The sequence below is a fragment of the Neolewinella agarilytica genome, from assembly GCF_900110645.1.
Taxonomy (GTDB): domain Bacteria; phylum Bacteroidota; class Bacteroidia; order Chitinophagales; family Saprospiraceae; genus Neolewinella; species Neolewinella agarilytica.
In genome coordinates, this window is sequence record NZ_FOFB01000007.1 from 54,365 (window position 1) to 79,213 (window position 24,849).

Annotated in this window: 21 protein-coding genes; 8 read left to right on the forward strand and 13 right to left on the reverse strand. The window is 53.7% G+C overall.

Annotation, left to right across the window (positions count from 1 at the left end):
* Nucleotides 1-60: 60 nt before the first annotated feature.
* Complete coding sequence (locus tag BM123_RS07990) at nt 61-969, reverse strand: winged helix-turn-helix domain-containing protein (protein ID WP_090167078.1); 909 nt, start codon at nt 967-969, stop codon at nt 61-63.
* Between the two features lie 201 nt (nt 970-1,170).
* Here BM123_RS07990 and BM123_RS07995 point away from each other — a divergent pair, with 201 nt between their 5' ends.
* The 3 genes from BM123_RS07995 (at nt 1,171) to BM123_RS08005 (ending at nt 4,008) form a co-directional block, all read left to right on the forward strand.
* Nucleotides 1,171-1,962, forward strand: a complete 792-nt coding sequence (locus tag BM123_RS07995) for a sialidase family protein (RefSeq protein WP_090167080.1) — start codon at nt 1,171-1,173, stop codon at nt 1,960-1,962.
* 72 nt (nt 1,963-2,034) lie between these two features.
* On the forward strand, nt 2,035-2,916 hold the full coding sequence (locus BM123_RS08000; protein ID WP_090167082.1) for a DUF2911 domain-containing protein: 882 nt from the start codon (nt 2,035-2,037) through the stop codon (nt 2,914-2,916).
* A 126-nt stretch (nt 2,917-3,042) separates the two neighbouring features.
* Entirely contained in the window at nt 3,043-4,008 is a 966-nt protein-coding gene (locus tag BM123_RS08005) for an endonuclease/exonuclease/phosphatase family protein (protein WP_090167084.1), read from the forward strand.
* 86 nt (nt 4,009-4,094) lie between these two features.
* Here the strand turns inward: BM123_RS08005 and BM123_RS08010 are convergent, their stop codons facing one another.
* The 5 genes from BM123_RS08010 to BM123_RS08030 form a co-directional block, all read right to left on the reverse strand.
* Nucleotides 4,095-5,543, reverse strand: a complete 1,449-nt coding sequence (locus BM123_RS08010) for a DUF1501 domain-containing protein (protein ID WP_090167086.1) — start codon at nt 5,541-5,543, stop codon at nt 4,095-4,097.
* Nucleotides 5,544-5,571: 28 nt separating this feature from the next.
* Entirely contained in the window at nt 5,572-8,841 is a 3,270-nt protein-coding gene (locus tag BM123_RS08015) for a DUF1553 domain-containing protein (RefSeq protein WP_090167088.1), read from the reverse strand.
* Between the two features lie 189 nt (nt 8,842-9,030).
* Nucleotides 9,031-10,188, reverse strand: coding sequence for a hypothetical protein (locus BM123_RS08020; RefSeq protein WP_139211809.1), 1,158 nt, complete (start codon nt 10,186-10,188; stop codon nt 9,031-9,033).
* The gene (locus tag BM123_RS08025; protein WP_090167092.1) at nt 10,166-12,088 is read right to left on the reverse strand and encodes an FAD-dependent oxidoreductase; all 1,923 of its coding nucleotides are present in this window, start codon (nt 12,086-12,088) and stop codon (nt 10,166-10,168) included. Before BM123_RS08025 ends, BM123_RS08020 begins: the two co-directional genes overlap by 23 nt.
* 181 nt (nt 12,089-12,269) lie before the next feature.
* The gene (locus BM123_RS08030; protein WP_090167094.1) at nt 12,270-14,966 is read right to left on the reverse strand and encodes a valine--tRNA ligase; all 2,697 of its coding nucleotides are present in this window, start codon (nt 14,964-14,966) and stop codon (nt 12,270-12,272) included.
* 317 nt (nt 14,967-15,283) lie between these two features.
* On the opposite strand from BM123_RS08030, the gene BM123_RS08035 reads away from it, so the two are divergent.
* Nucleotides 15,284-15,886, forward strand: a complete 603-nt coding sequence (locus tag BM123_RS08035; RefSeq protein WP_090167096.1) for a Uma2 family endonuclease — start codon at nt 15,284-15,286, stop codon at nt 15,884-15,886.
* 61 nt (nt 15,887-15,947) lie between these two features.
* On the opposite strand, the gene BM123_RS08040 is transcribed toward BM123_RS08035, so the two are convergent.
* Nucleotides 15,948-16,331 (reverse strand): VOC family protein, encoded by a 384-nt coding sequence (locus BM123_RS08040; protein ID WP_090167098.1) that lies wholly within the window; start codon nt 16,329-16,331, stop codon nt 15,948-15,950.
* Between the two features lie 206 nt (nt 16,332-16,537).
* On the opposite strand from BM123_RS08040, the gene BM123_RS08045 reads away from it, so the two are divergent.
* The 3 genes from BM123_RS08045 to BM123_RS08055 all read left to right on the forward strand — a co-directional run bounded on the left by BM123_RS08045 (nt 16,538) and on the right by BM123_RS08055 (nt 19,180).
* Nucleotides 16,538-17,746 carry an RsmB/NOP family class I SAM-dependent RNA methyltransferase gene (locus BM123_RS08045; protein WP_175489293.1) on the forward strand — a complete coding sequence of 403 codons (1,209 nt, stop codon included), beginning with the start codon at nt 16,538-16,540 and terminating at the stop codon, nt 17,744-17,746.
* 80 nt (nt 17,747-17,826) lie between these two features.
* Entirely contained in the window at nt 17,827-18,705 is an 879-nt protein-coding gene (locus BM123_RS08050) for a DUF2391 family protein (RefSeq protein ID WP_139211810.1), read from the forward strand.
* Nucleotides 18,706-18,751: 46 nt separating this feature from the next.
* Nucleotides 18,752-19,180 (forward strand): hypothetical protein, encoded by a 429-nt coding sequence (locus tag BM123_RS08055; RefSeq protein WP_090167101.1) that lies wholly within the window; start codon nt 18,752-18,754, stop codon nt 19,178-19,180.
* On the opposite strand, the gene BM123_RS08060 is transcribed toward BM123_RS08055, so the two are convergent.
* Genes BM123_RS08060 through lipB form a run of 4 tightly spaced genes read right to left on the reverse strand, consistent with a single transcriptional unit; the run spans nt 19,168 to nt 22,349 of the window.
* Nucleotides 19,168-20,565: an adenylate/guanylate cyclase domain-containing protein gene (locus BM123_RS08060; protein WP_090167104.1), complete on the reverse strand. Its 1,398-nt coding sequence runs from the start codon at nt 20,563-20,565 to the stop codon at nt 19,168-19,170. The genes BM123_RS08055 and BM123_RS08060 overlap by 13 nt on opposite strands.
* A gap of 55 nt (nt 20,566-20,620) precedes the next feature.
* Nucleotides 20,621-21,016, reverse strand: a complete 396-nt coding sequence (locus tag BM123_RS08065; RefSeq protein ID WP_090167106.1) for a hypothetical protein — start codon at nt 21,014-21,016, stop codon at nt 20,621-20,623.
* An 11-nt stretch (nt 21,017-21,027) separates the two neighbouring features.
* Nucleotides 21,028-21,573, reverse strand: a complete 546-nt coding sequence (locus tag BM123_RS08070) for an RNA polymerase sigma factor (RefSeq protein ID WP_090167108.1) — start codon at nt 21,571-21,573, stop codon at nt 21,028-21,030.
* A gap of 50 nt (nt 21,574-21,623) precedes the next feature.
* A complete protein-coding gene (gene lipB / locus BM123_RS08075) occupies nt 21,624-22,349 on the reverse strand; it encodes a lipoyl(octanoyl) transferase LipB (protein ID WP_090167110.1) in 726 nt (241 codons plus the stop codon).
* Nucleotides 22,350-22,583: 234 nt separating this feature from the next.
* Between lipB and ychF the strand changes: the two genes are divergently transcribed.
* The gene (gene ychF / locus BM123_RS08085; RefSeq protein WP_090167114.1) at nt 22,584-23,681 is read left to right on the forward strand and encodes a redox-regulated ATPase YchF; all 1,098 of its coding nucleotides are present in this window, start codon (nt 22,584-22,586) and stop codon (nt 23,679-23,681) included.
* Nucleotides 23,682-23,683: 2 nt separating this feature from the next.
* Here the strand turns inward: ychF and BM123_RS08090 are convergent, their stop codons facing one another.
* Both BM123_RS08090 and BM123_RS08095 read right to left on the reverse strand, forming a co-directional pair.
* Nucleotides 23,684-24,265: an O-methyltransferase gene (locus tag BM123_RS08090; RefSeq protein WP_090167116.1), complete on the reverse strand. Its 582-nt coding sequence runs from the start codon at nt 24,263-24,265 to the stop codon at nt 23,684-23,686.
* Between the two features lie 65 nt (nt 24,266-24,330).
* A complete protein-coding gene (locus tag BM123_RS08095; protein ID WP_090167118.1) occupies nt 24,331-24,756 on the reverse strand; it encodes a hypothetical protein in 426 nt (141 codons plus the stop codon).
* Between the last annotated feature and the right edge of the window lie 93 nt (nt 24,757-24,849).

Sequence of the window (24,849 nt, forward strand, 5' to 3'; positions counted from 1 at the left end):
CTTCTCCTGCCCAAAATTTCGATCCCTGAATAAAAAGAAGGCCCGAAATAACCATTCGTTTCAGGCTTCGATACCTGCAGCGGTTACTTTGAAGCGATACCCTACCCCATGCACCGTAATAATCTCGGCCCCCTCTGCTCCTGCCAGCTTTTTTCGTAGCCGGGAAATGAACACATCCAGGCTGCGACCAACGATGATGCCTTCTTCGCCCCAAACAGCTTCGTGAATGTCTTCCCGACGCAGAACCTCGTTGCTGTTTTCAACCAGATAGTTGAGCAGTTTGCTTTCCCGATAGGTAAGTTCATGTCCGGCACCCGCAACGGAAAGTAACTGTGCGTTGGCATCGAAAGTAACATTCGGACTCAGGGAAGGAGGTCGTTTATCCACAAGGCTTACCGCGGAAGAAGCCGCAGGCGCCAGAGGTTGTTTCACCCGGGTCCGCCATCCGCCAATGAGTAACAAGAGGATGCCAGGCAGAAGCAAAAACAGCGGATTGCCCGTTGCACCTACGGCATTGGAAGCATGGAAGGTCAGTGTGATGTTCGCACAGCGTTCTTCCTGATCTCTTCCGCCACAGGCTATCCCCGTCTGTCCCGTAGGGTCGGTAACCGGATCTACCCACAGGTTGCCCAGAAATATTTCACCGCTTTCACAGTCCTCCAATGAAAGACTGTAACTGTTTCTGATGCCATACCGGTTGATGGCTTTACTGGCTACCTCCGCCAGACTTGTATAGTCGATATTCCTTTCTAACTGCAGAAAAAGTCCGCCATCCGCCTGAGTTCTGACGGCAGGTATGCGGCTCGTTTCGTCTCCTTCACAGATGAGGTAGTCATGTGCGATTTGCCGGAGGGCCAATGCGTACCGTTCGTCCTCTTGTTCCGCATCCGGCAGCAGCGCACTACTCAGCCCCAGCAACAGCAAGAGCCCGCCAAGCAGGAACAATCCACCTTGTGTCCACTTTTTCATTATGGCGAAGATAATGGCTGGAAGACGTTAATTTCTTGGTTTTACTCGCTGTTTACATCCTTTTACAATTGTTTTAATGGTCAACTACTGGCTCCCCTTACCTTGGCAGTATCAATTATTTATGGAATGCTGACAGCCCTTCTTTTTTCTCTTCTTCACCTGGCCTTAAGTCCGGTGGATTCTGCAAACCTACCCCCTCAATTGTACCTTAGTAAAGATCAGGGAGGTAGTTGGCAGCCCTTTAACCAAGGGTTACCAGAGCAAGCTACTCCAGCCAACGTTCTGAACCACCCCGACGGCATTTACCTGACAACTGATGCGCACGGACTTTACTTTCTCCCGAAAGGATCTACCGTCTGGGAGCCCAGGAACAATCGTCTCCCCCAACGGATTGACATTAACGCCATCGCCGCTGATGGCGACAAGCTGGCCATTGGTACTTTCCGGCAGGGAGTTTACCTGTCTTTCAACGGAGGGAAAAGCTGGACGCCCTCGATTTTCAACCTTCGCGCAGGGTCCGTCCGGGCACTCCTTTATCACGAAGGGCTGCTCATCGCCGGTACTGACGGCGGCATCTACCGTTCCCACGATGGCGGTATGAGCTGGAGGCACTGCTCAGACCTTCAACAAACCAATGATCTGATCGCCCATGGCGGCCGGCTATACGCCGCCAGACTAAAGGGCATCTTTGTCAGCGAAGACAATGGAGCCAGCTGGCAACCGTGCTTCGCTGGCAACACAGCTCAACGCTTTTTGGCGGACGGACAATCGCTTTACGCTCAACTCATCGGTCAATCAATGATCCGGACAACAGACGGGGGCGCGAATTGGGAAATACCCATTGGCATGCTTAGCAGCAAAAACGCAAAAACATTACCACAAAAGCTGTGGTCAGGCTATCGGGCAGAACTACCTAACGACAGTTCAGGGCTCCGCTTTATCTCCAGTTCGCCACGTGGGTGGCTGGCCGGAAGAACCATGGACGGCTGCTAGCCTTTACTGCCGATTTCCGTCGGCAGATAATTTAATTCCGCCGACTGAAGTCAGCGGTACAAACACCAAATTATGTTTAGAATAATCTCCCTTCTTTTTTGTGCACTCTTCATCAGTACAAGCAGCCTGCAGGCACAGTTCTTTCTCCCCCCGCTGAGCCCTAAAGCCAGCTTAACCCAGATGGTCGGTAATACGATCATCAAAGTGGAGTACTCCCGGGCTATCGCCCGGGGCCGGACCATCTTCGGTGGCCTGATTCCTTACGATAAGCCCTGGCAAACCAGTGCCTCAGAAGTTATTATTAGTTTTGATGAGCCGGTTATCATCGACAAGCAAAGATTGCCTGCTGGCAAGTATGCCCTGATTACGATCCCCGGAGAGAAGGAATGGACCATCATTATCCACGACGCTAACCATGGCATCCTGGAGTACGGAAAGTCTGAAATCCGCATACAGACCTGCGTACCCGTAACAAAAGCAGGACGGCATTATGAGGCACTAAGCTTCGACTTTGACATCAGTGACAACAACGCCCGACTCTATATTTCGTGGACGGACGTGCAGGTTAGCTTCCCCATAAGCACCGGTATTAATGAGCAAATCACGACTTACATTGACAGCATAATTTCAGCGCCACTGATGGGCGATGGCCACGAATACTTCAAGCCCATAAACTATCTGCTCTTTAATCAGCAACAACCCGATAAAGCCCTGGCGCTTATCGCTCGCTTTCAGGAAGTCGACAAGGGGGAATATCCTTACCGAATGCTCATGAGAGCCTACACGCAATTGGGGCAAAAAGACAAAGCACTGAAGGCTGCCGATAAGGGTATTGAGGCCGTCAAACGGGAATATGCTCACCAGCCGGAAAGAATAAGTTCATTGCTGAAATCTTATGAAGAGCAACGAGCGATGATTACCGCGGGGACTACGAATGGGCAGAAGTCCTGGTAATTAGAAGCAGAGCAAATTTGGATACTATCCGTCTGGTTAAGCAACAAGAGAATTTAGGTACTTCCATCATACATTTCCTTGTTTAAACGTTTAGTGTAAAAGTTTCACTTCAGCAATCGCCAGTCAATGCCTAACATTCTTGATCCTTTTCCCATTGAGCTACAACCTCGGATGCAAGCGCTTTCTGACAACCTTGATATTAGGATCCCCGCTAAGAAAATCGGCCGAAACCTGCTCATTGCCACCTGGAACATCCGCGCATTTGGAAATCTTTCCCGGGTTTGGACCTCCAGCCAAACGGACTCTCCCCGTCGGGACCTCTCTTCGGTCCATTACATTGCGGAGATCGTCTCTCGGTTCGATGTCGTCGCCGTGCAGGAAGTTAAAGCCAACATTCGCGCCTTCCGGGACATGATGAAGCTCCTTGGCTCCAATTGGTCTTTTATCCTTACAGACGTTACTGTCGGCTCCGCCGGCAATGGTGAACGGATGGCTTATGTCTTCGATACCCGCCGGGCCAACTTATCGGGTCTTGCCTCCGAAATTGTAGTACCTAAAGAATGGCTAGATGAAGTAGAAGAAAATTCGCTCAAAGATCAGTTTGTCCGGTCACCCTACGCCGTGAGTTTCCGGTCAGAATCCAAGACGTTCATCCTCGTCACCCTACACATTATCTACGGTAAAAAGTCGAGTGATCGCATTGCTGAACTCAAAGGCATCGCCCGCTGGCTAAGTGACTGGGCTTCTGATATCAATACCTACGATCAAAACCTGATCTGCCTCGGAGACTTCAACATCGATGAACGTGGCGACCTACTCAATCAAACCTTTCTGGCCAAAGGCCTGTACGTTCCCCCGGCTCTGCAGGCGCCGGAAGCCACCCGCTCTATCTTCAATAAAGATAAATACTACGATCAGATTGCCTGGTTCAACGGAGACAACAAGCAGCCAAAACTATCCATGGATTTACTGGCGGCAGGCAACTACGATTTTGTTCCCCTTCTCTGGAACGAAGAAACCCACTCCAAGCTTCAGCATTCCTGGATGATCTCTGACCACTATCCGCTCTGGGCAGAATTTTCCATTCGTTGAAAAGGAATTCGGTAGAAAATAAATGATGCTCTATTTCTGACAGATTTCATACTTGCCCATAGGAGAATCCTGTTAGAGGCTATCCATCACACCAAAATATCCTTAACGACCTTGCCGTGCACATCCGTTAACCGGTAGCGACGCCCCTGATGCTTATAGGTCAGCTGTTCATGATCTACTCCCGTCAGGTGCAGCAGCGTAGCCTGGAAGTCATGAACGTGCACCGGGTCTTTGATGATGTTGTAGCCGAATTCATCCGTCTCACCATAGCTGACACCCGGTTTTACGCCACCACCCGCCATCCAGATAGTAAAACAACGTGGATGATGATCGCGGCCGTAGTTGGTAGCCGTCAGGGTACCCTGACTGAAGTTTGTGCGGCCGAATTCTCCTCCCCAGATTACAAGAGTATCTTCCAGCAATCCCCGCCGCTTTAAGTCAACGACCAGCGCCGCGGAGGCCTGATCCGTATCCCGGCACTGACTGGCAATTTCCCGGGGCAGGTCCACGTGTTGATCCCACCCGAGATGATAGAGCTGGATGAACTTCACATCCCGTTCGGCCAGGCGACGGGCCAGCAGACAGTTAGCAGCGTAGGTTCCGGGCTTCCGGGCCGCTTCGCCGTAGAGCTCGAAGACTTCATCGGGCTCATCGGAAAGGTCCATCACTTCCGGAACGGAAGTTTGCATCCGGTAAGCCATTTCATACTGGCTGATTCTGCTTTGTATTTCGGGATCCCCAAAGTCCTGCAGACGCAATTCATTGAGCTTCGCGATTTTGTCCAGAAAATCACGGCGGGCGTGCCGGTCAATACCCTTGGGGTCCCGCAGGTAGAGCACCGGGTCTTTGCCACTTCGAAACTGTACACCCTGATGCAGGGACGGCAAAAAGCCGTTACCCCACAACCTGGAATAAATTGGCTGTGGCCGTTGCGCGCCCCGGCTCAGCAACACGGTGAATGCCGGCATGTTTTCGTTTTCACTTCCCAGCCCGTAACTCATCCAGGAGCCAATGCTCGGCCGGCCGGCCTGCTGACTACCGGTCTGAAAAAAGGTAATGGCCGGGTCATGATTAATGGCCTCGGTGTGCATACTTTTGATAAAGCAAAGCTCATCCGCAATGGCCCCGACGTGTGGCATCAGCTCACTCACCCAGGCACGGCTCTCTCCCCACTGTTTAAAGCCAAACAGCGACCCCGCCAGCGGCATGGAGCTTTGGTTGGCCGTCATTCCGGTCAGGCGCTGATTTCCACGCACACTGGCAGGTAATTCTTCTCCATTCCGCTCCCGGAGGAGCGGCTTGTGATCATAAAGTTCGTATTGACTCGGGCCACCCGACTGAAAAAGATAAATGACCCGCTTTGCCTGCGGTGGCAGGTGCAGATTTTTGATGGCCGCCGGTAAGTCAGGAGCGGCCTTGTCCTGACCACACCCCAGCAAAGAACCCAAAGTCAGGGCTCCGAGGCCAAGGCTCGCCTTACCGAAAAAATGACGGCGGTTATACTTTAGTCTTGCTTCGTGAAGAGGGTCAGTCATGGGAATAAGTTATCGGGACTTTACGGGATTACTTTCTCTGCGCTTCATCAAGGTTGAAAATGGCGCTAACCACCATCGTGGCGGCAGCCAGGCTTTTTCGGTCTATTTCCGGGGGCGGTGGCACCGTACCGATGCTAAGCAGTTCATCGGCCGCTGCGGGATCTTCTTCGAAGTAGTCGGCATTCTCCGCCAACATTTCCAGCAGGATGTTTTTCTCCGGCTCACTGGGTTCACGGGAAACTACCTGAACAAAAGCAGCCCTGATCAGGGCATCTTCACCTTGCTGATCCCGTAAGAGTTGCTGGGCCAGATGGCGACTGGCTTCGGCGTAGAGGGGAGAATTGAGTACGACCAATGACTGCAGCGGCGTGCTGGTTTTCTGGCGTTTGACGGTGCAGACGGTTCGTTCTGCAGCGTCCATGGTCAGCATGTCCGGGGGAGGAATGGTCCGCTTAAAGTAAGTATACAGGCTTCGGCGAAAGAGGTCAACGCCCCTGCTGGGCCGGTAGATCGGTTCTCCGATATCGGAGGCCATCTCATACCAAAGACCGGCGGGCTGATAGGGTTTGACCCATTTGCCTCCAATTTCGTCGTGGAGCAGCCCGCTGGACGCCAGTGCATGATCACGGAGCATTTCGGCCGTAAGCTTGCCCGACGGGCCACGGGCCAGCCAGCGGTTTTCGGGGTCTTCTTTCTCGTCTCCGGGACGAAGACGGCCGCTTTGCCGGTAGGTGTTGGAGGTAAGCAGGAGCCGGAGAATGGCCTTTGTGTCCCAACCATTATTACGGTATTCCAGTGCCAGATAGTCCAGTAATTCCGGGTGGGAGGGCAGGTCGCCCTGATTACCAAAATCTGCGGCTGACTTCACCAGCCCCTGGCCAAAGACCTGTTGCCAGAGTCGGTTGACGGCCACCCGGGCGGTGAGCGGGTGCTCCTCCATAAAGAGCCACTGCGCCAGACCCAGACGGTTCTTTGGGGCATCATCAGGAAGTGGCGGCAGGGCACTGGGCGCCTTACGGCTTACGGGTTCTCCGGGATGGTCGTATTCTCCTCGCAGACGCACAAAAGTGGGGTTTATCGTGTCTTTCTCTTCCATTACCATCACCTTGGGCAGGGTGCGATCGATGGACCGAAGGCTATCCAGCATGGCGGCCGTTCGGCGGTAGGGTTCTGAATAATGCAACAAGAGGTGTTTCTGCCAGCGGTCAGCAGTAAAACGGGCGGAATTTGGGCGCGAGGCCGCAGGTGCAGAGGAAGCTAACAGAGCAATGTCCACGGGGCTCAACTCCCGCTCATAGAGCCGGAAGTTGTCAATAGCGCCCCGGGCAAAGCCCCTTAACCCTGCTCGGGTACGCCCCCGCTGGTTCCAGTTTCCGATGGCGAAGTGATTGCCATTCAGGATGGTCTTCCGCCTCAGGTTATCTACAACAATCTTTGCATCCTGCGGCTGCGCCCCGATGTACAAGCGGACTCCCCTACCCCTGCCAGACCCATCGTAAGTCACCGCTACGTGTTGCCAGCTTCCCGCAGGCACGGCCGCCCGGGTGCGGACCTCCAAAGCCCGCAGGCCTTCGGGGTACTGGTCGGGCGACCACCATTCTCCCGACAGACGAAAAGCCAATTGATTGTTAGCCGTCAGCACCAAATCATAGCCGTTATGCAGCAGCTCATCCATCCGCTTGCCCAAAATGGCCCGGGTGCCACCCCGCCCGTCGTGCCTGATCCAGACCGAGGCCGAGAAAGCCTGGTGGTGTTCAAAATCGCCCACCAGCCCCAGCGAAAGGTAGTTTTCGCCGTCAAAAGACAGGGCCTTCCCTTCTCTTCCGCTCACTTCCTTTACCGCCCCAAAGGTTGGTGGAAGATTGAAGTTCATCCAGCCGTCCTCCGTTTCCGGTAAGCCGCTGAGGGTTCGCCCCCCCTCATTATCGTTAAAATCAAAGCGGGCCACCAGCCCCTTGGCCAGCAAGGTTTCCTTTGTCTCCAAAACCGCGTCCTCCCCCGCGATAATTCCCGATCCTTCCAGCTCCCGCTGTCTGCTCTCCAGGCGGGTGATGAATTGCTCCACCTCCGCCAGTTTTTGCTCCAATTCCCGACTTTCAATCGGCATATTCGGCACCGGCGCTTCGTCGTAATAACCGTTAGCCGTTCCCCTTTCGGTGATGTTGTTAAAAAAGGCCGTCAGCTGATAATAGTCCGTATGCAAAATCGGGTCGTACTTATGGGTATGACACTTAGCACATTCAACCGTGAGGCCAAGGAAGGCCGTCCCAAAAACATGCGTTCGGTCACTGGCATATTCCGCCAGATATTCCGCTTCGATGACGCCTCCCTCCTGGGTGATGGGGTGATTGCGGCCAAAGCCGGTGGCCAGTTTCTGCTCGTAAGTCGCCTCCGGCAGCAAGTCACCAGCTAGCTGCCAGGTGACGAAGTCCCGATAATTCAGGTTCTCATTGAAGGCTTTGATGACCCAATCCCGCCAGGGCCACATCGTTCGGGGCCGGTCATCCTGATAGCCGTGGCTGTCGGCGTAGCGGCTGAGGTCCAGCCAGTCGATCGCCATCCGCTCACCATAATGCGGAGAGGCCAGCAAGCGGTCGACCACCTTTTCGTAGGCATCCCCCGAATCATCATTTTCAAAAGCCAGCAACTCCTCCGGCGTTGGGGGCAGGCCCGTGAGGTCAAAGCTTAGCCGGCGGAGCAAAGCCCCTCGTTCCGCCTCGGGGCTATGGGTCATCCCGCGCTGCTGAAGTTCCGACAGCACGAATTGATCAATCGGATTACGGACCCAATCCATCTCTTCCACCTCGGGGATAGGGGGCATTTCGGGCGCCGAGAATGCCCAGTGCGGCTTGTATTCAGCGCCTTGCTCAATCCACCGCCGGATCAATTCTTTTTCATCATCGCTCAGTGACAGGTGACTCTCGGGTGGTGGCATTACCACTTCCGCATTACTACTGATGATGCGTCTCCACACTTCGCTGTTGTCCACGTCTCCGGGAACGATGGCAAATTTCCCCGCCTTGTTTTTGAGTTCAGCGTAGGCAAGTTCCGGGGTGTGGAGCGCAAGCCCCGCCTTTTGCTTGGTTTCATCGGGGCCGTGGCAGGCGTAGCAACGATCACTCAGCAATGGCTTTATGTGAAAGGTGAAATCAGGGCGCTCCGGAACAGCAGCAGCGTGTTCGTCGGCGCGCCCGTGGTTACTGAACTCGCCGAATGTACAGGTGCAGAGCAAGGTGGTAAAGCAAAGAAGGGTAATGAGCCATCGGCATCTCTTAACGGTAGTAATGGATCGACTCATACTTTATCGGGCAATATTATCCTTGGATTTCTGTGGGGCAGGTTCCCTTACTCCCCTCCTTCTTTGCCTAAACTACTAAAATATTCAACCATTCGCCAACGGCCATCCGCCATCTTAACCAATGCGACAAGTATTATACTCAAATCATGTACTCACGTCTCTGAAGCAGGAGAATGGCCTTCGTTTCCGTCAGATATTGTCCTTGTGCAAAGCGTAAAATCCATCCAGCGCCACACGAATACCCGCGCTGTTTTCCTCCCGTGAAAGGAAGTAATATACCCGTCGGGAAAGCAAAAAATCATTGGCTTTCAGCAATGGTACAAGCTCCCTTGAAACTGCCTCCGAGGCAACTTTAGCTTGCTCAATGAGTCTGAGCAGGTAATCGACCTCCTGAAAAGCAGGGTTCTCCGGTAAAAGGCCGATTAAACGGACAACAGTTCCCTCCCCCGGTTTGCTCTTTGCCCGCAATAAGGATTTCAGCACCTCCTGCCGCAGTCCGCTCCGCTCCGTATCGTAGAGTTGTACCATGGCCATCAGGTATTGCCCGGGGTCCAGCCCTTCGAGAAATGAAAGGCTGAGGGACAACAGCTCCCCCTGCGCATGAGCCGAAAGCCGCAGGACGGATTCCACCAATTCAGGATCGTACTGTTCGCGCCGATTTAATTCACTGAGGGCATAATGTTGCTTCGCCTGATTTCCTGAATCCAGTAATTGCCTGAGCGCCGAGACGGTAGCCCGGGCTCCCGTAATACGACGCACCTCACCAACCACATCACCATTAGCCCAATGCCACAGGGTGAAGCAGGACCAGGTGGCCCCAATGACCGTTTGTCCGTTTGCCAGTAGTATGGTGGTCGCTCCCGATATTCCATCCACCTGCCCCTCCCCGATTACCTGATCATGGGTAACTTCATGGTAAGTAAGATCACCGTAAGGAGAATTTTCGTCCAGCAAAATCGTCTGCAGGGTTTGATAATCGTCTTCTGTGAAAGGAACGCCCTCTCCTTTTTCCAGATAATCTCCGGGGACAAGCTCATACTTCACGTACTTTCCTAATGCATCCCAAAACAGGCTTACCGGTACGACTTTACACTGATGATCCGCGCAAATAACCGATTGTACGTCAAGCCTGAATATCCGTTTTTCGTTCACTTCTGCTTCAACGAGCTGGAAAGTAGTAGCATGTTCCTGTTCGAATGCCGGATGGTTGGCCTTGATCTCATGTACCCCAACGACGGTTTGGCAACTGCTTCCTGAGGGAAGCAGCTGTAAAACGAGCAGAAGCCCCCCGATGAACTTCGAAGGCGTCAGGATATTTCCCCAATCAGGCATAACAGCGTACTTCAAAGAGCTTAGCATTGGCAGCGCCATAGGTTTCCTCCAGATTAATCCTGATGGCGGTAAACCGTTGAGGCGGAAAGGTAAATTTAATCAGGCGCCGCTTGTTCTTGTCCAGCTTTCCTAAGGATACCCACTGCCCCTTTACCCGGCCTTCCACACTAATGGTTTTGAGTAGCTCTTCCGGGACGGTATTGGTGAAGGTTTTACTGACTTTGGAGTCTTTCCGCATCAGAATATTCCTTCTTACGTTCGTATCGCACTTGATTTCGATTTTACGCAGCAAAACGGGCTCCCGCCATTCCAACTGAGCATTGGCGGGCAGGCCCTCGGATTCCCAGTGGTGCACCACGTCCAGAAAGTCCCGCGACCACCCATCCGTCAGCAAGGCTGCATCGCCCGAGCTGGTGGAGGAGCCAATGATCAGATCGGCAGTACGCGCCAGGTCTTTTTCGTCGCGAGCGGGTCGGTCAGGGATGAAAGCATCATCACGCAGCAGTTGTTCCTGTAGCTGGTTCAGATGCTTTTTATAGACCTCCCTTGGCCCGCAGGATTCCGCAATACAAATAGCGGCAGCCGTTCCTACGGCCTGCCCCATGGTTGCACAGGTTGCCATTACGCGGGAAGAAGAAAGAGCAATGTGGCTCTGGCTGATGTTGCGCCCGGCAAAAAGCAGGTTAGGTACATTCTTTGAGTATAAACTCCGGTAAGGGATCTGGTATACCCGGTGAAAATGCTCGTGGAAGAAGCTTGGCGGAGCTTTTAAGTCTTCAATCCCGCCCGGATTGTGTTCATCGAGCGACCATCCGCCGTAGGCGACGGCATCCTCGAACTGTTTATACCCGAGCATATCCGGTTCTTTGAGGATGTAATCACCCATGAACCGGCGGGATTCCCGCCGGCCGGGCAGGGAGCACACCCAGTCGAGGGCCTCGTTGGCAGACTCCGGGAACTTGCCGGAATTTTTGATGTAGTCCCACAGTCCGTAGGCATAGCCCATCAGTTTGTGACGGTTTTCCTCGAATTCACCGATGATATCGTCGTCGCTACCAACTTCTATCCACCAGATGCCATTTTGGTAGTTGTTGAATTTTCTCCCCTTGTGCGCTATTTCCGGATCAAAGGGGATAGTGAAGTGAGGCGCCTCGAAGGGCATCGGCCGGCCCATGTCTTTAGCTTCCAGCATCAGGGAAGCTCCCATTTGCCATCCGTCGGGCTCATCGGGGGCATACTTTTCTCCGAACTCGGCTTTACCCTCCCGGCCCGTACGATAAACGGCGCCGGCGGTTGCCGCCAGGAGGCCATCTCCTGAACAATCGATAAAAATGTCAGCGTTTATCGTGATGGTCGTCTCCGTAGTTTGCTGCCAGCATTTGGCAGCCTTGATCCGGCCGTTGTCCATCTCCGCCTTCGTGGCCTGGGTGTTCATGATGAGGTCCAGGTTGTCTTCAGCAGTAATGAAACCGTAGAGTACGTGATCCCAGACGGGGTAAGATTCCTGGGGGTTGTGGAAACGGTTGTGAAGCAGCAACTCTTCAATGACGCCGGTTTCCCGCTCGGGCTTTCCCCCCTTCAGGTGAGTGACGCCATTGACGTGTACCCGGATTTCACTGGAGGCATTGCCTCCCAGTACGGGGCGATCCTGCACGAGAACTGTCTTAGCTCCGTTGCGAGCCGCAGAGACCGCGGCGCACATACCCGCCATTCCACCACCGATCACGGCAACGTCGTAGTTCAACGTTTTTTCCCGGTGGATGACGCCGGACTTTTCCCCGTTGGGTAGTTCCTGAATTACACCACCCTTATCCCGAGGCCCGTCCTCGCCCGCAGCAGCCATACCGCTTAAGGGCACGAGGCTAACGGTCAGGGCTTGCTTTGCTGACTTCTTAAAAAAATCTCTCCTTTTCATCACATTTACTTCTGGTGTACTGGTCTAAAATATGGCTTCCCGGAATGATCAGGGCCGCCAGAAAGAACGTACGCAGCAGAAGTACCCATTAATGGCCATTTATTGTCAATGAATACTCAAATGTTACCATCAGGAAATGAGCGGCAGGCAAAAAACAGGTAAACGAGCGAGCTATCCCCCCCTACACCATCGCCCGCAGCGACTCAATCTTCGCCGTCCAGTCCGCCAGTTTTTTGCGTTCCAGAGCAACGACGGCCTCCGGGGCGTTAGCGACAAAGCGCTCATTGGCCAGCTTCTTCTCTACGCCCTTCACCTGTCCTTCCAGGCGGGCGATCTCGGCGTTGATCTTCTCGGCTTCAGCGGCACGGTCAATGGTTTCGTTGAGGACGAGGTAGGCCTTGTCGTTTCCGACGAGGAAGGGCAGCGCGTTGGCCGGCGTGTCGCCGGTCAGTTCAACGGTGGAGAGAACACCGCTCTTCATCAGGAATTCCTTTGCACCTGCGGTAGCGCCCAAAAGCGCCTCACTGGCGTCGCTCCGCTGAATGAACAGCTGCAAGGCATCCCGATGGCTCACTTTCCGCTGGTTACGAATGTCCCGTGTGCTGGAAACGATGTCTTGCAAAACGCTGAAAGTCTTGACGATCTCCGCGTCGTAGGCACTGGCCTCCGGCCAGCGGCTAACGATACAATCTTCACCCTCACCACGCTCGCGCAACTCATGCCAAACCTCCTCGGTGATGAAGGGCATGAAGGGGTGCAGGATGATCATCATGCGCTCGAAGGCGCTGATCGTGAAGTCGTAAGTCTCCTTACTCAGCTTACCGTCAGCGGGCTTGATGGCCTCCAGGTACCAGGAGCAGAAATCGCCCCAGATGAAGTTGTAGAGCAGGCTCAGCGCCTCACTGATCCGGTACTCGCCCAGCAGGCGATCCGTTTCGGCGACGGTGTGGTTCAGCTTCGCGTCCAGCCACTTACCGGCCAGGATGGTGACGGGGTCCGGGGCTTTATCCGACTGCTCAAACGACTGAATCAAACGGTTGGCGTTAAAGATCTTGTTACAGAACTTCTTGCCCTGGTTACAGAGCTCGGATTCATTGAGAACCTTGCCCGTCTTCTGATCAATTGGCGCATCAAAAACGATGTCGTTGCCCGCAGCGGCGGACCGCATCATACCGAAACGGACACCGTCCGCACCGTAGTTTTTCAGTAGTTCCAGCGCGTCCGGGCTGTTGCCCAGGCTTTTGGACATCTTGCGTCGCTTCTCGTCGCGGACCATGCCAGTGAAGTAGACGTTCCGGAAAGGCATCTTCCCCTTCTCCTTTGCGAAGGCCTCTCCCAGCAGTTCTTCGCTGAATTCGTAGCCGGCCATAATCATGCGGGCCACCCAGAAGAAAATGATGTCCCAGCCCGTAACGAGGTCGTTCGTCGGGTAGTAATATTCCAGTTCCTTGCTGTCTTTCCAGCCGTCGAAGACGGACATGGGCCAGAGCCAGCTGGAGAACCAGGTATCGAGCACGTCCTCGTCTTGCTGCAGGTCATCCATGGTGAGGTTCTCCGCCGGGAGCTTACGCCGGGCCTCTGCCAGAGCTTCTTCGGCGGTTTCAGCGACAAAAATTTCGTCCTTGTAGTAGTATGCCGGGATGCGCTGCCCCCACCAAAGTTGCCGGCTGATGGGCCAGTCTCTGACGTTTTCTTCCTTCAGCCAGCTACGGTACATGTTGATCATGCTGGCCGGGTGGAACGTAATATCGCCAGACTCAACGGCGTTCAGGGCGGTGGCTGCCAGTTCGTCCATTTTCAGGAACCACTGCATCGTCAGCCGTGGCTCAATGACGGCATTCGTCCGCTCAGAGCGGCCAACGCTCGTGCGGTACTGCTTGGTTTCCAGCAGGTCACCGGTTTTCTTGAGCAGCTTAACGAACTCAACGCGGGCTTCGTCGCGGTCCATGCCCACAAACTCGATGGCGTTCTCGTTCAGGGTACCGTCCGGGTTGAGCAGGTCGATAACCTCCAGGCCGTACTTTTCGCCCAGGGCATTGTCGTTCATGTCGTGCGCCGGAGTGATCTTCAGGGCACCGGTACCGAAGTCCATCGCCACATAATCATCGGCGATGATCGGAATCTCACGATTGGCGATGGGAACGATGACTTTGCGGCCGTGGTATTTCTTGTAGCGCTCGTCGTCCGGGTGAACGGCCAGAGCCGTATCCGCCGGGATGGTCTCCGGGCGGCTGGTGGCGATAACGATGTATTCGTCCTCCGTACCCGCCACCTTGTACCGAACGTGGTAGAGATTCTTGTTTTCTTCGGTATGGATTACCTCTTCGTTGGAGAGAACCGTCTGGGCGGCGGGGTCCCAGTTCGTCATCCGCAGGCCACGGTAAAGCTTACCTTTTTTGTGGAGGTTAACGAAGACCTTGATAACGGCCTTGTACAGCTCCGGCTCCATCGTAAAGCGGGTGCGCTCCCAGTCACAGCTGGCGCCCAGCTCCTGCAATTGCTTCAGAATAATGCCGCCGTATTCCTCTTTCCAGGCGAAGGCGTGGGTCATGAATTCGTCCCGGCTCAGGTCGGATTTCTTGATACCCTGCTCGCGCAGTTTCTTAACCACCTTGGCTTCCGTAGCGATGCTGGCGTGGTCCGTTCCGGGAACCCAACAGGCGTTCTTTCCGTCGAGGCGGGCCTTGCGAATCAGAATATCCTGAATGGTATTATTGAGCATGTGCCCCATGTGCAGCACACCGGTGACGTTGGGCGGAGGAATTATAATCGTGTAGGGCTCGCGCTCATCGGGCTCACTGTGAAAGTAGTTCTTTTCCATCCAGTGGGCGTACCACTTGGATTCAACGTCTTTGGCGGAATACGTTTTAGCTGACATAGGCTGCAATAAATTTAGGCGCGAAGATAGGGCGCGGGATTTGCTTGCGGTAACGGTTTTATCGGGGCGAAGAGTTGCGGGGGCGCGGACGCGGGTGCAAGGGGAGTTACCGGAGCAAGCACCGCTCCGCGTGTGACCGGCCAAAGCGGCTTCCAGCCGCGCTACCATTATTCGATAGCGCGTGCAGAGTACGCTTTAGCCGGTCGCTGCTGGAAGCAGCTTACGTCGTTGCTACGCGCCAGGGCGGGGACGGTTTGATCTGGTAGAGTAGAGACCCTTATCTTTAACTTTCCTCCCATTACCATCGTTATTACAGTATGGAAGCAATCTCATTCCCCAATCGCCGGTACACCCCTGAAGAATACTTCAAGGAGCTCGAAAAGTCAGAGCATAAGCTGGAATATGTTGATGGAGGGATTCGTATGATGGCGGGGGGGAGCCCTGCACACAATCGCTTAATCAAGAATGCATTCAGGAAGATGGATGCGAACCCTAACAACTGCGAGATATTCCTTAGCGATAGCGCTGTTTCAATTCCTTCCAGAAACAGCTACTTTTTCCCCGACCTAAGTGCTGTCTGTGACCCGAATACTGAAAAGGAAGAGGCCGGTATAGAAAAACTGTTAAACCCCTGCCTCATCGTAGAAGTCCTTTCCGAAAGCACGGGAGAAACAGACCGAGCGGAAAAGTTCAATGCCTACCGACAGCTAGACAGTTTTAAAGAATATATCCTGATCGACTCCCGGAAATTACTTGTGGACACCTACTATCGGGAATCAAACGAACTTTGGCATATTCGGTCTTACTTTAAGGAGGATCAATTGGTGGAGATACGTACGCTAGGGGTGCAGATTGCGGTGGGAGATTTTTATGAAGGGGTGGTGTTTGGGGAGGATAGCGAAAAAACTAAGGAAGAATAATGCCTTCAGCATTGGTAGCGCGGCTGTGAAGCCGCTTTGGCCGGTCGCTGCTGGAAGCAGCTTACGCCGTTGCTACGCGCCAGGGAGGATTCAGGCGATTCTTCCCCGCAAAGTATAGCTTGATCTTATTGCCGGCGGGGTCGTTCAGGATGGCCTCGCGCCAAAGCCAGCTTTCGTCTTGAGGCAACTGGTCAAACCGGATGCCTTTGTTTACCAAATCAGCGACCACCTCATCGAGCTGTTCACACTCGAAGTAGATGATAACTCCGGGCCCGATTACCGGCTCCTCCACTTTATGAACGGATAGCGTAGCGTTTCCATCCGGGCAGAGCAGTCGGGCATATTTGGGCATAGCCTCTACGATCAGTTCCAGGCCGAGGGTTTGGTAAAAGGTGACCGTCTCCTGAACATTGATGGCGGGGACGGTAATTTGATTGAGGTTCATGGAAGATGCTTTACGCTAAAGACAAGCGGGCGCAGATTCCAGTTGAAAACGGGTGACTCTCCCCTGCTCTCCCACCCTTTCCTTGCCCCTGCGCGCCGTCGCCCGGAATCTTCTCTTTTTGATTGTCTACTTCCGTTTACCTTTGCTGCCCCTTATTCTTTTCTCCCCTTCCCCCCTTATTCCTTTCTCCCCTTCCCCCTTTACTCATGATCTATCCCGCTCATCTGGAAGCCATCGCCTCCGCCCTCGCCGCCATCTTCACTGATGGTGCTTACGCCGACCGGGAAATTGCCCGGGTGCTGAAGGCTGATAAACGCCGTGGCAGCAAAGACCGCGCCTTCATTGCCGAGCAGACCTACAATGTCGTCCGCAACTACCGTTTACTCCGTCATCTGGCAGGAGGTGGCAAGCCCAAAAAGCGCGAAGACTGGTGGCGACTGGTGGGTATCCAACTGCTACTCGAAGGAGAATCACTTCCTCCCTGGAAAGAATTTGCCGGGCTGAACGAAAAGGAGATTCAGGAAAAATGGACGGATGCTCAGACCACCCGCGCGCTACGCGAGAGCATCCCCGATTGGCTGGATAAAGTCGGGGCCACCCAGCTCGGCGAGCTTTGGGAGCCTACCCTTTCCGCCCTGAACGAACAGGCCCCCGTAGTGCTGCGGGCAAACCGCCTCAAAGCCACGCCCCAGGAAGTCCAGAAACAGTTGGCCACTGACGGCATACAGACCGAGGTTATCTCTGATGATGCACTTTTGGTGACCGAACGGCGCAACCTCTTCCGTACGAAAGCCTTCAGCAACGGACTCTTTGAAGTTCAGGACTTCAGCAGTCAGCAGGCAGCACCTGCCCTGGAGGTGGAACCCGGCCACACCGTCATCGATGCCTGCGCGGGTGCCGGTGGCAAGAGTCTGCACCTGGCCGCCCTCATGGAAAACCGGGGAAAGATCCTTAGCCTGGACATTCACGGCTGGAAGCTCAAAAACCTGAAAGAACGCGCACGCCGCAACGGTGTGAGTAACCTCGAAACAAGAGAAATCACTTCCACCAAAGTCATCAAACGACTCGCCGGGCGGGCGGATCGCCTGTTGCTCGACGTCCCTTGCTCCGGCCTCGGTGTCTTGCGCCGTAACCCCGATGCCAAGTGGAAATTATCTCAGGATTTCATTGACCGCGTCGTCATCGAGCAGGCCGACATTCTGAGCCGCTACAGCAAAATGGTCAAGCCCGGCGGTAAAATGGTCTATGCCACCTGCAGTATCCTGCCGCAGGAGAACGACGCGCAGGTAGACGCCTTCCTGGCCTCCGAAACGGGCCAGAGCTGGACATTGGAACATAAACAGACTTTTCTACCCGAGGTGGACGGGTATGACGGGGATGGCTTTTTTGTGAGCCGGCTGGTTAATGCAGGCTAAGCCCTTGAAGGAGGTTTAAGGCACGCCCTTTTTTGAAAACCGCAGCGAACAGCCTCCTCCCGGAAGCCGTTGCAGGCTACATGCCCAAGTTATTCGCCATTTCTCCACTTACCGATGTTATCACCGAGGGTGATACCAAAACACCCTTGTATAAAGTCGACCTCAGGAATCTTTCCCGGGCCTTCTGCGGGGCCTTGTTTCTGGCCCTGCCGTTACACTTTACGATGGAAATGTGGGCCCGCGCGCGGGTAATTCCTGCCTGGGCACTCGTTCTCATCATCATAGCCTGTTATTTCATTAATGTAGGATTTGCTTTTTACAGCGGGTTCAAAGGAAAGACTGATCAGCAGGTACCCTGGCTCGATGCACTGAGCAGTATGGGCATCGGCCTGGCGGCCAGCGTCATTACACTGCTCCTGATCGATCAAATAGGACCTGAAATGTCGGTAGACATCATCCTGAGCTGTATTGCCCTGGAAATGGTTCCCACCAGCTTCGGAGCCAGCCTTGCCAAAAGTCAATTAGGCAGTGGTGACAGTAATGACAGTAAGGACCTGACGAAAAACTGGTCCAGAGACAAGACAAAAATGATCGCTTCCCTTCTCGGGGGCATTATGTTCGCCTTCAATGTTGGCGCCACCCAAGAGCCAATTACCATTGCGACTTCCGCTAAATCATTACAAATGATTGGCATCATCCTGTTCTCCCTGTTCGTCAGCTACCTGATGATCTTCATGACGGAGTTCGAAGAAAACGAAGAAGATGCCAAAGGAATTATGGGCCCAAGCTGGGCAGAAACGGTGATTTGTTACGCTATCTCACTAGTCGTTTCCGCAGCTCTTCTATGGATGTTTGGCTACCTGACGCCCGAAACACCCCTTTCAGTATTACTGCCCTGGATTGTGGTCCTGGGCTACGCAACCACTCTAGGAGGCTCAGCCGGCAGGCTGGTCATTTAAGAGGGCGTTTCAAATTACCCCTATTAAGCAATAAACCCTTTTTACCATGAAAGACGATCAGAAAAACTCAGCGAAAGATTCCTCCACGGAGCAGCAGCCTCCTCCAACCATTATTGCATGGTCCGTCCGTGGCGTTAGTCTCTTATTAATTCTTAGCCTCATAGGTTTCTTCATTTGGTCTGCGCTGCAGCCCCGCATAGAGCCTGCCTTCGACCTGGCTATTCTGGACGATAAGATCGAACGAAGAGGAGAAGAATGGGTGCTACCGGTAGAAGTGACGAACCGGGGCAGCATCAGTGTACACAAGCTGAAGGTGAAGGCCAGTTTGAGCAATAAGGCAAAAGGTGCTGCCGAGGAAGCGCACATCGTTCCGATGCTCGGCCCCAATGAGATGGTTACGCTTGTTTTCTGGTTTGATCAAGATCCACGGCAAAGCCAACCACAGCTAAGCGTGGGCAGCTATCAATTGCCCTGACGGACAAAGAACCGTTCCATCGGACCGATGTTTTTTGCGTCGAAAGTTCCCGCCGGCTCAACAACAAATGTATCAGGTAGCAGCTCTTTAGTCGTCTGCGATATTGCTACCCGACCAACGTCTCCCGCTGCCTCCAGCCGTGCGGCCTGATTGACGGTATCCCCCCAGATATCATAGACGAACTTGTCTTGCCCCACAACTCCCGCTACCACCGGGCCACTGTGAATCCCAATCCGCGCCTTGAAATAGTCATTTGTCTCCAGGTAAGCCTGAATATCGAGTGCCGCCCGGACCATCCGCTCAGCATGATCCGTATCCGGCTCCGGCAAGCCGCCGGCGCACATATAGCAGTCTCCGATGGTTTTGATTTTTTCCAGGCGATGCTTACGGACGATCTCATCAAAAGCCCTGAAGGTTTCGTCCAGCAAGCTCACCAGTGTTTCCGGGTCCAAGGTGGAGGCCAGGGCGCTAAAGCCCTTAAAGTCGGCAAACAGCACCGATACGGAGGGGTAACTCCGGGCAGTGGCCTTGCCTTTCGTCTTTAATTCTTCCGCCACGGTAGCAGGAAGAATATTGCGCAGTAACTCGTCCGAGCGCTTACGCTCGCGGGAAATTATCTGATTCTGTTCCTCCAGCTTCGCCTGGTAGCGTTTGCTCGATCGAAAACGGAAGTACAGAGAGGCCAGAACTAACAAGATGCCTCCGGCCAGTGCCAGTAAAAAGTTACGTCGGAGTTTTTCCTGTTGCACCACAGCTTGCTGCCGGTCAATCACACTTTCCTGCTGAATGAGCAGGATGCTGTCATTAAGTATCTGAAAGGCCAAAGCATCCAGTTCACGCTCCTGCTCCTGCAGCTGTAACATTTGCCGCACCTGGCTGTCATTAAGGGCGGTGATGGTTTGGTTCTGAACCGACACAATTGCAGAAAGAGAAGCCTCATTGATCGAATCGGCATTGGGGATCTTACTTCGTCGCTTTCGAGCTGAAGGCAATTCGACGGTCTCCGTTTTCCGGTTTCCCGTTAATTTCTCCAGCCTTCCAAGAATATCTTCCACGGCTTCTCCCTTCCGTTCTTTTCGAAAGAGTTGAGCCGCCAGTTTGAGCTCCCGGATACCGGCCACTCTTTCTTTGGCAGTAGCCTGTTTGCTTTCCGTCAGTGCCCTGCCCAATAACCGGTGTCCTTCTGCTTTCACCAATGGCAGTTGGGCTTCCTCTCCACTTTTGATGAGTGCCTGGCTCTGGGCTTTAGCCGCCCGGTAATTAGCCTCTTCCAGCATGGCTTCAATTACCATCACCTGATTGCTGTAGTCATTCGTCTGACCAAATACAGAAAGAGCAGTCAACAAAAAAATCAGCAATGTGAGCATCCGGAGCCTCATGACCATTTAGTACCACGGTGTGGGGCCAATTGTTTAATTCCTGAGGGCTACCGGGCCTAAATCAACCATTTACGCGGTATTCCCTGGAGACGACAAAGTCCCGAAAGTCTGCATCCTGAATAATTTCCTCCCCGCCATCGGGTGCGCCATTCAGGTATTCAACGGGCTCAAAGTTCTCCATCGGCGTGTAGGGAGCGGAGAGTTCTTCAATAAATTGAGAGCGTTGCGCCAGCGGGTTGTTCCGGTCACTGGCCATTTTAGTCATGATGGTCGTTCCGGCCACCAGCAAGAGCAGTGCCGCGATCATCCAGGGGCGAATACCCAGAATGCTGCTTCCCCCACCCCGGCGCTTGTCGAGCCGGCGCTCAATCCGGTTCCAGCTCCGGGATGCTGGCGTCCGGCGCAAGCCAGTAGCCTGGCGGCGAAATTCCTTCTCGAAGGGATCAAAATTTGCCATGGTTTAATGCTTTAAGGGCTAGCGGTGTAACCCATTTTTTCTAATTGTTCGCGCATCCGCTTTTTAGCCAGGATGAGCTGTGATTTACTCGTATTGATGCTGATCTCCAGCATCTCGGCGATTTCCCGGTGTTTATAGCCTTCCACTACGTAGAGGTTAAAAACCGTCCGGTAGCCCGCGGGCATCGTATCCAGCAGGGCCATAATGTCGGCTTCCGCCAGCCGGGCAGTTGCACTGGCCGGAACGGAGAAAGTGGCGGGATTCACATCGTCTAATTCCGAAGCCTGCTTCAATGCGTGCTTTTTACGCAACAGCATCAGTGCTTCATTGACTACGATACGGCGAATCCAACCTTCGAAGCTGCCCTGTTCGTTAAAAGAGGCAATTTTATCGAAGACCTTGAAAAAGGCCGTTACCAACACGTCTTCCGCATCGGCATCCCGGGCGGTATATCGTCTTGCTACGGCCAGCATGACCGGGCTGTATCGATCATAAACCGCCCGCTGGGCGCGGCGGTCGTTGCCTTTACATCCGGTTATGAGGTCTTGCTCGGTCATAGTGATTCGTGAGACAACCTAAAGATGCAACTCCCTGACCGAATGGTGGGTCAGGCCCAATCAAAATCAAAAATATCCCTGAAGTGAGCTTTCACTAAGGGTTTTACCTCCTCCAGCGTAACGGATCTGCCCAACTCCTGACTCAGACTGGTGACGGCCCGATTATCATCGGCAATACCGCAAGGAACGATGTTGCCAAAGTGATCGAGGTCCGGCTGCACGTTGAAGGCAAAGCCATGGAGGGTGGTCCACCGACTAAGGTGTACACCGATGGCACAGATTTTTCGGCGGGGCTGGCTTGTGGCTTCGTTTCCGGGCAGCCATACGCCCGTAAATCCTTCATCCCTTTCGGCATAAATTCCAAAATCGGCGCAGGTCCGGATCACTACCTCTTCCAGAAAACGGACGTATTGATGTACATCATTAAAGAACTCATCCAGATCAAAGAGCGGGTAAGCCACCAGCTGACCCGGGCCGTGGTAGGTAATGTCTCCACCACGATTGATTTTATGAAAAGTGAAGCCCTGGTTTTCGAGTTGTGCCTCATTAAGCAGCAGATGATCAATGGAACCCGATTTACCCAGTGTGTAAACGGGCGGATGTTCCACAAACAGCAATTCATGGGTCTGGAGAACCGGCAGTTTATCCTCCTTTTTCCGCTCGCGGTTTTCTCGCTTCCGGGCCACAATAGCCGCGTGGCGTTCCGTTTGCAGGTCCCAGGCTTCCTGGTAACCGAGGTTCCCAAGGTCAGTAAATTTTACGAGAGGTTGGCTCATGCTGACAACAACGCTTTAACCAAAGGTTTGGATTTGGGGGCGCGCCCGCAGGTGCAGGGTTTTGATGAGTTCACGCGCGGAGCGCGTGGTGGGCAAACCCTGCTCTGCTTAATTTTCATTGCACCTGCGTACAGCGCCCTGAATTGCCAAGCTAAATTTGTACTTTTGCGCCCGATTTAACGCGCGGTAGCTACAATCAGCCTACCCTACTAATAATACTATCATACTAACAGCATGGCTCTCAAATGCGGCATCGTCGGCCTTCCTAACGTCGGCAAATCCACCCTCTTCAACGCCCTGACCTCGGCCAAGGCGCTGGCGGCCAACTACCCTTTTGCCACCAAAGAGCCCAACATCGGTGTTATTACCGTACCGGACCCAAGGCTGGACAAACTCTCTGAGCTGGTTAACCCACAAAAGGTGATTCCCACCACGGTGGACATTGTGGACATTGCCGGACTCATCAAAGGGGCCAGTAAAGGAGAAGGTCTGGGCAACCAGTTTCTCGGGAATATCCGAGAGACGGACGCCATCATCCACGTTGTTCGTTGCTTTGATGACGATAATGTTGTTCACGTCGACGGCTCCGTTGACCCCGTCCGGGATAAGATGATCATCGATACGGAACTGATCCTGAAGGACATCGAAACCGTTGAAAAGAAGGTCGATAAGTTCCGGCGGACAGCGAAGTCTGGCGATAAAGAAAGTAAGAAGATGGTGGAGGTAGGCGATGCTCTGCTCGCCCATCTGGAAAGCGAGCAGCCCGCCCGTAGCTTTGAAACCAGCGAAGAAGGTGAAGAGATCGTGAAGGATCTCTACCTGCTGACCGCCAAGCCCATCCTCTACGTTTGCAACGTAGACGAAGACAGTTTCCCCGGTGGCAACAAGCACACGGAGGCCTTCAAAGTAGAAGCAGCCAAGGAGAAAGCAGAGGTCATCCTAGTCTCCGCTCAGATCGAAGCTGAAATTGCCGAACTGGACACCAAGGAAGAGCGACTGGAATTCCTGGAAGAGATGGGCCTTGAAGAAGCTGGTGTAAACCGGGTCATCCGCGCCAGTTACCAGCTGCTGAACCTATTGACCTACTTCACGGCTGGCGAAAAAGAAGTCCGCGCCTGGACCATCACCAACGGCACCAAAGCACCTGGTGCTGCGGGTGTTATCCATACCGACTTCGAGAAAGGCTTCATCCGTGCGGAGGTCATCCACTATGCGGACTACGTAGAGTTTGGCTCTGAGGCCGGTGCACGTGACGCCGGTAAGCTGGGTGTGGAAGGCAAGGAGTATGTTGTGCAGGACGGTGACGTGATGCACTTCCGGTTTAATGTGTAAGCCTACACCCGCACCACTACCATCACGCCCGTACTCCACCCCATTTTCGTAAGGACAAAGTCCTCCCGCTGCTCCAGGTAGTCCACCAACCAGGCGACCTTATCACTGTGTCCGTCCGGCCAGTTAGGCTGTGCCGTCATGTCATCAATGACGTAAAAGCCGCCGGGCTTTATTAAGGAGAGGACCTCTTCCGTTTCACTGTATTTCCCGGGCCAGGCGTCCGCAAAAACGAGGTCAAATGCTGCTCCGGAGTACTGTTTTATCCACTCGGTTCCGTCCTGACATACTAATTGGACTTGCGCCTCATCGCCAAAGAATCCTTCGGCGATGGTGATCAGAGCGGGGTCATTGTCTACGGAGGTAAGCTTTGCTTCTGCTCCGACCAGGCCATCGATCATCCAGGAAAGCGACAAGCCAATGCCGGTACCCAACTCCAGAAAGTTTCCGTTGGGCTTACTGCTCATCAGCGTTTTGAGCAGGCTACCGATGTACTTATCGGAGGGCATGGTAAAGCCTGTCTCTGCAGACCTGGCTTCCACTGCCGGGAGGATGGTTGGCTGATCGAAGAAAATAGCGTCGTTCATATACGGGTTCCTTTTCTTCAAGGAGCAGCTTTTACGCCTAACCACCAAAACGGACCAAAGCTGATTTACGACCGGCGAAGCCGGGAAAGCTGCTGCTGAATTTCCTGCTCTTTTTCCACCCGCGAAAAGCTATAATCCCCCGATTCTGCGGCGGCTATATCGTAAAGTAATATGGCCCGTTCAAATAGTAGAATCTGCTGCTCCGGGCGGTCTTCCCTTCCGGCAGCCTCCCGAAGAAAATCAGCTAACTGTTCGATGTGGACCGGCGTCATTTTTTGCCCGACCATTACTTTCAGCAGCTCTTCTCTTTCGGCGGTCAGTAATGTCTCCAGCGGCAGGCCAAGTGCTTCCCATAACTCATCATTGACCACTTGCTCCCAGCCGGCACCAGGCTGATTACCGGAGGTAGTGTTCAGTAAGCGGGCAATGGCTTTACCGATGGCACCGCCCAGCCGTTCAATTTCGTCTTTGAGTAAGTCTCGTTGTTGCATAGCTGCTCATAAAGCAAAAGCTATGCCAGGTGGAAAGGGAGCTGCCAGATCAACATGGACATGAGACCAGTTTCATTCGCCAAAAGTATTCAG

Excerpts from the sequence above, each read along its gene's own strand:
- BM123_RS08010 (WP_090167086.1), bottom strand. The coding sequence starts at position 5,543 with ATGACTGACCCTCTTCACGAAGCAAGACTAAAGTATAACCGCCGTCAT.
- BM123_RS08090 (WP_090167116.1), bottom strand. The coding sequence starts at position 24,265 with ATGAACGACGCTATTTTCTTCGATCAGCCAACCATCCTCCCGGCAGTG.
- BM123_RS08060 (WP_090167104.1), bottom strand. The coding sequence starts at position 20,565 with ATGGTCATGAGGCTCCGGATGCTCACATTGCTGATTTTTTTGTTGACT.
- BM123_RS08045 (WP_175489293.1), top strand. The coding sequence starts at position 16,538 with ATGATCTATCCCGCTCATCTGGAAGCCATCGCCTCCGCCCTCGCCGCC.
- BM123_RS08065 (WP_090167106.1), bottom strand. The coding sequence starts at position 21,016 with ATGGCAAATTTTGATCCCTTCGAGAAGGAATTTCGCCGCCAGGCTACT.
- BM123_RS08095 (WP_090167118.1), bottom strand. The coding sequence starts at position 24,756 with ATGCAACAACGAGACTTACTCAAAGACGAAATTGAACGGCTGGGCGGT.
- BM123_RS08015 (WP_090167088.1), bottom strand. The coding sequence starts at position 8,841 with ATGAGTCGATCCATTACTACCGTTAAGAGATGCCGATGGCTCATTACC.
- BM123_RS08055 (WP_090167101.1), top strand. The coding sequence starts at position 18,752 with ATGAAAGACGATCAGAAAAACTCAGCGAAAGATTCCTCCACGGAGCAG.
- ychF (WP_090167114.1), top strand. The coding sequence starts at position 22,584 with ATGGCTCTCAAATGCGGCATCGTCGGCCTTCCTAACGTCGGCAAATCC.
- BM123_RS08040 (WP_090167098.1), bottom strand. The coding sequence starts at position 16,331 with ATGAACCTCAATCAAATTACCGTCCCCGCCATCAATGTTCAGGAGACG.
- BM123_RS07990 (WP_090167078.1), bottom strand. The coding sequence starts at position 969 with ATGAAAAAGTGGACACAAGGTGGATTGTTCCTGCTTGGCGGGCTCTTG.
- BM123_RS08035 (WP_090167096.1), top strand. The coding sequence starts at position 15,284 with ATGGAAGCAATCTCATTCCCCAATCGCCGGTACACCCCTGAAGAATAC.
- BM123_RS08005 (WP_090167084.1), top strand. The coding sequence starts at position 3,043 with ATGCCTAACATTCTTGATCCTTTTCCCATTGAGCTACAACCTCGGATG.
- BM123_RS08000 (WP_090167082.1), top strand. The coding sequence starts at position 2,035 with ATGTTTAGAATAATCTCCCTTCTTTTTTGTGCACTCTTCATCAGTACA.
- BM123_RS08070 (WP_090167108.1), bottom strand. The coding sequence starts at position 21,573 with ATGACCGAGCAAGACCTCATAACCGGATGTAAAGGCAACGACCGCCGC.
- BM123_RS08030 (WP_090167094.1), bottom strand. The coding sequence starts at position 14,966 with ATGTCAGCTAAAACGTATTCCGCCAAAGACGTTGAATCCAAGTGGTAC.
- lipB (WP_090167110.1), bottom strand. The coding sequence starts at position 22,349 with ATGAGCCAACCTCTCGTAAAATTTACTGACCTTGGGAACCTCGGTTAC.
- BM123_RS08050 (WP_139211810.1), top strand. The coding sequence starts at position 17,827 with ATGCCCAAGTTATTCGCCATTTCTCCACTTACCGATGTTATCACCGAG.
- BM123_RS08025 (WP_090167092.1), bottom strand. The coding sequence starts at position 12,088 with ATGAAAAGGAGAGATTTTTTTAAGAAGTCAGCAAAGCAAGCCCTGACC.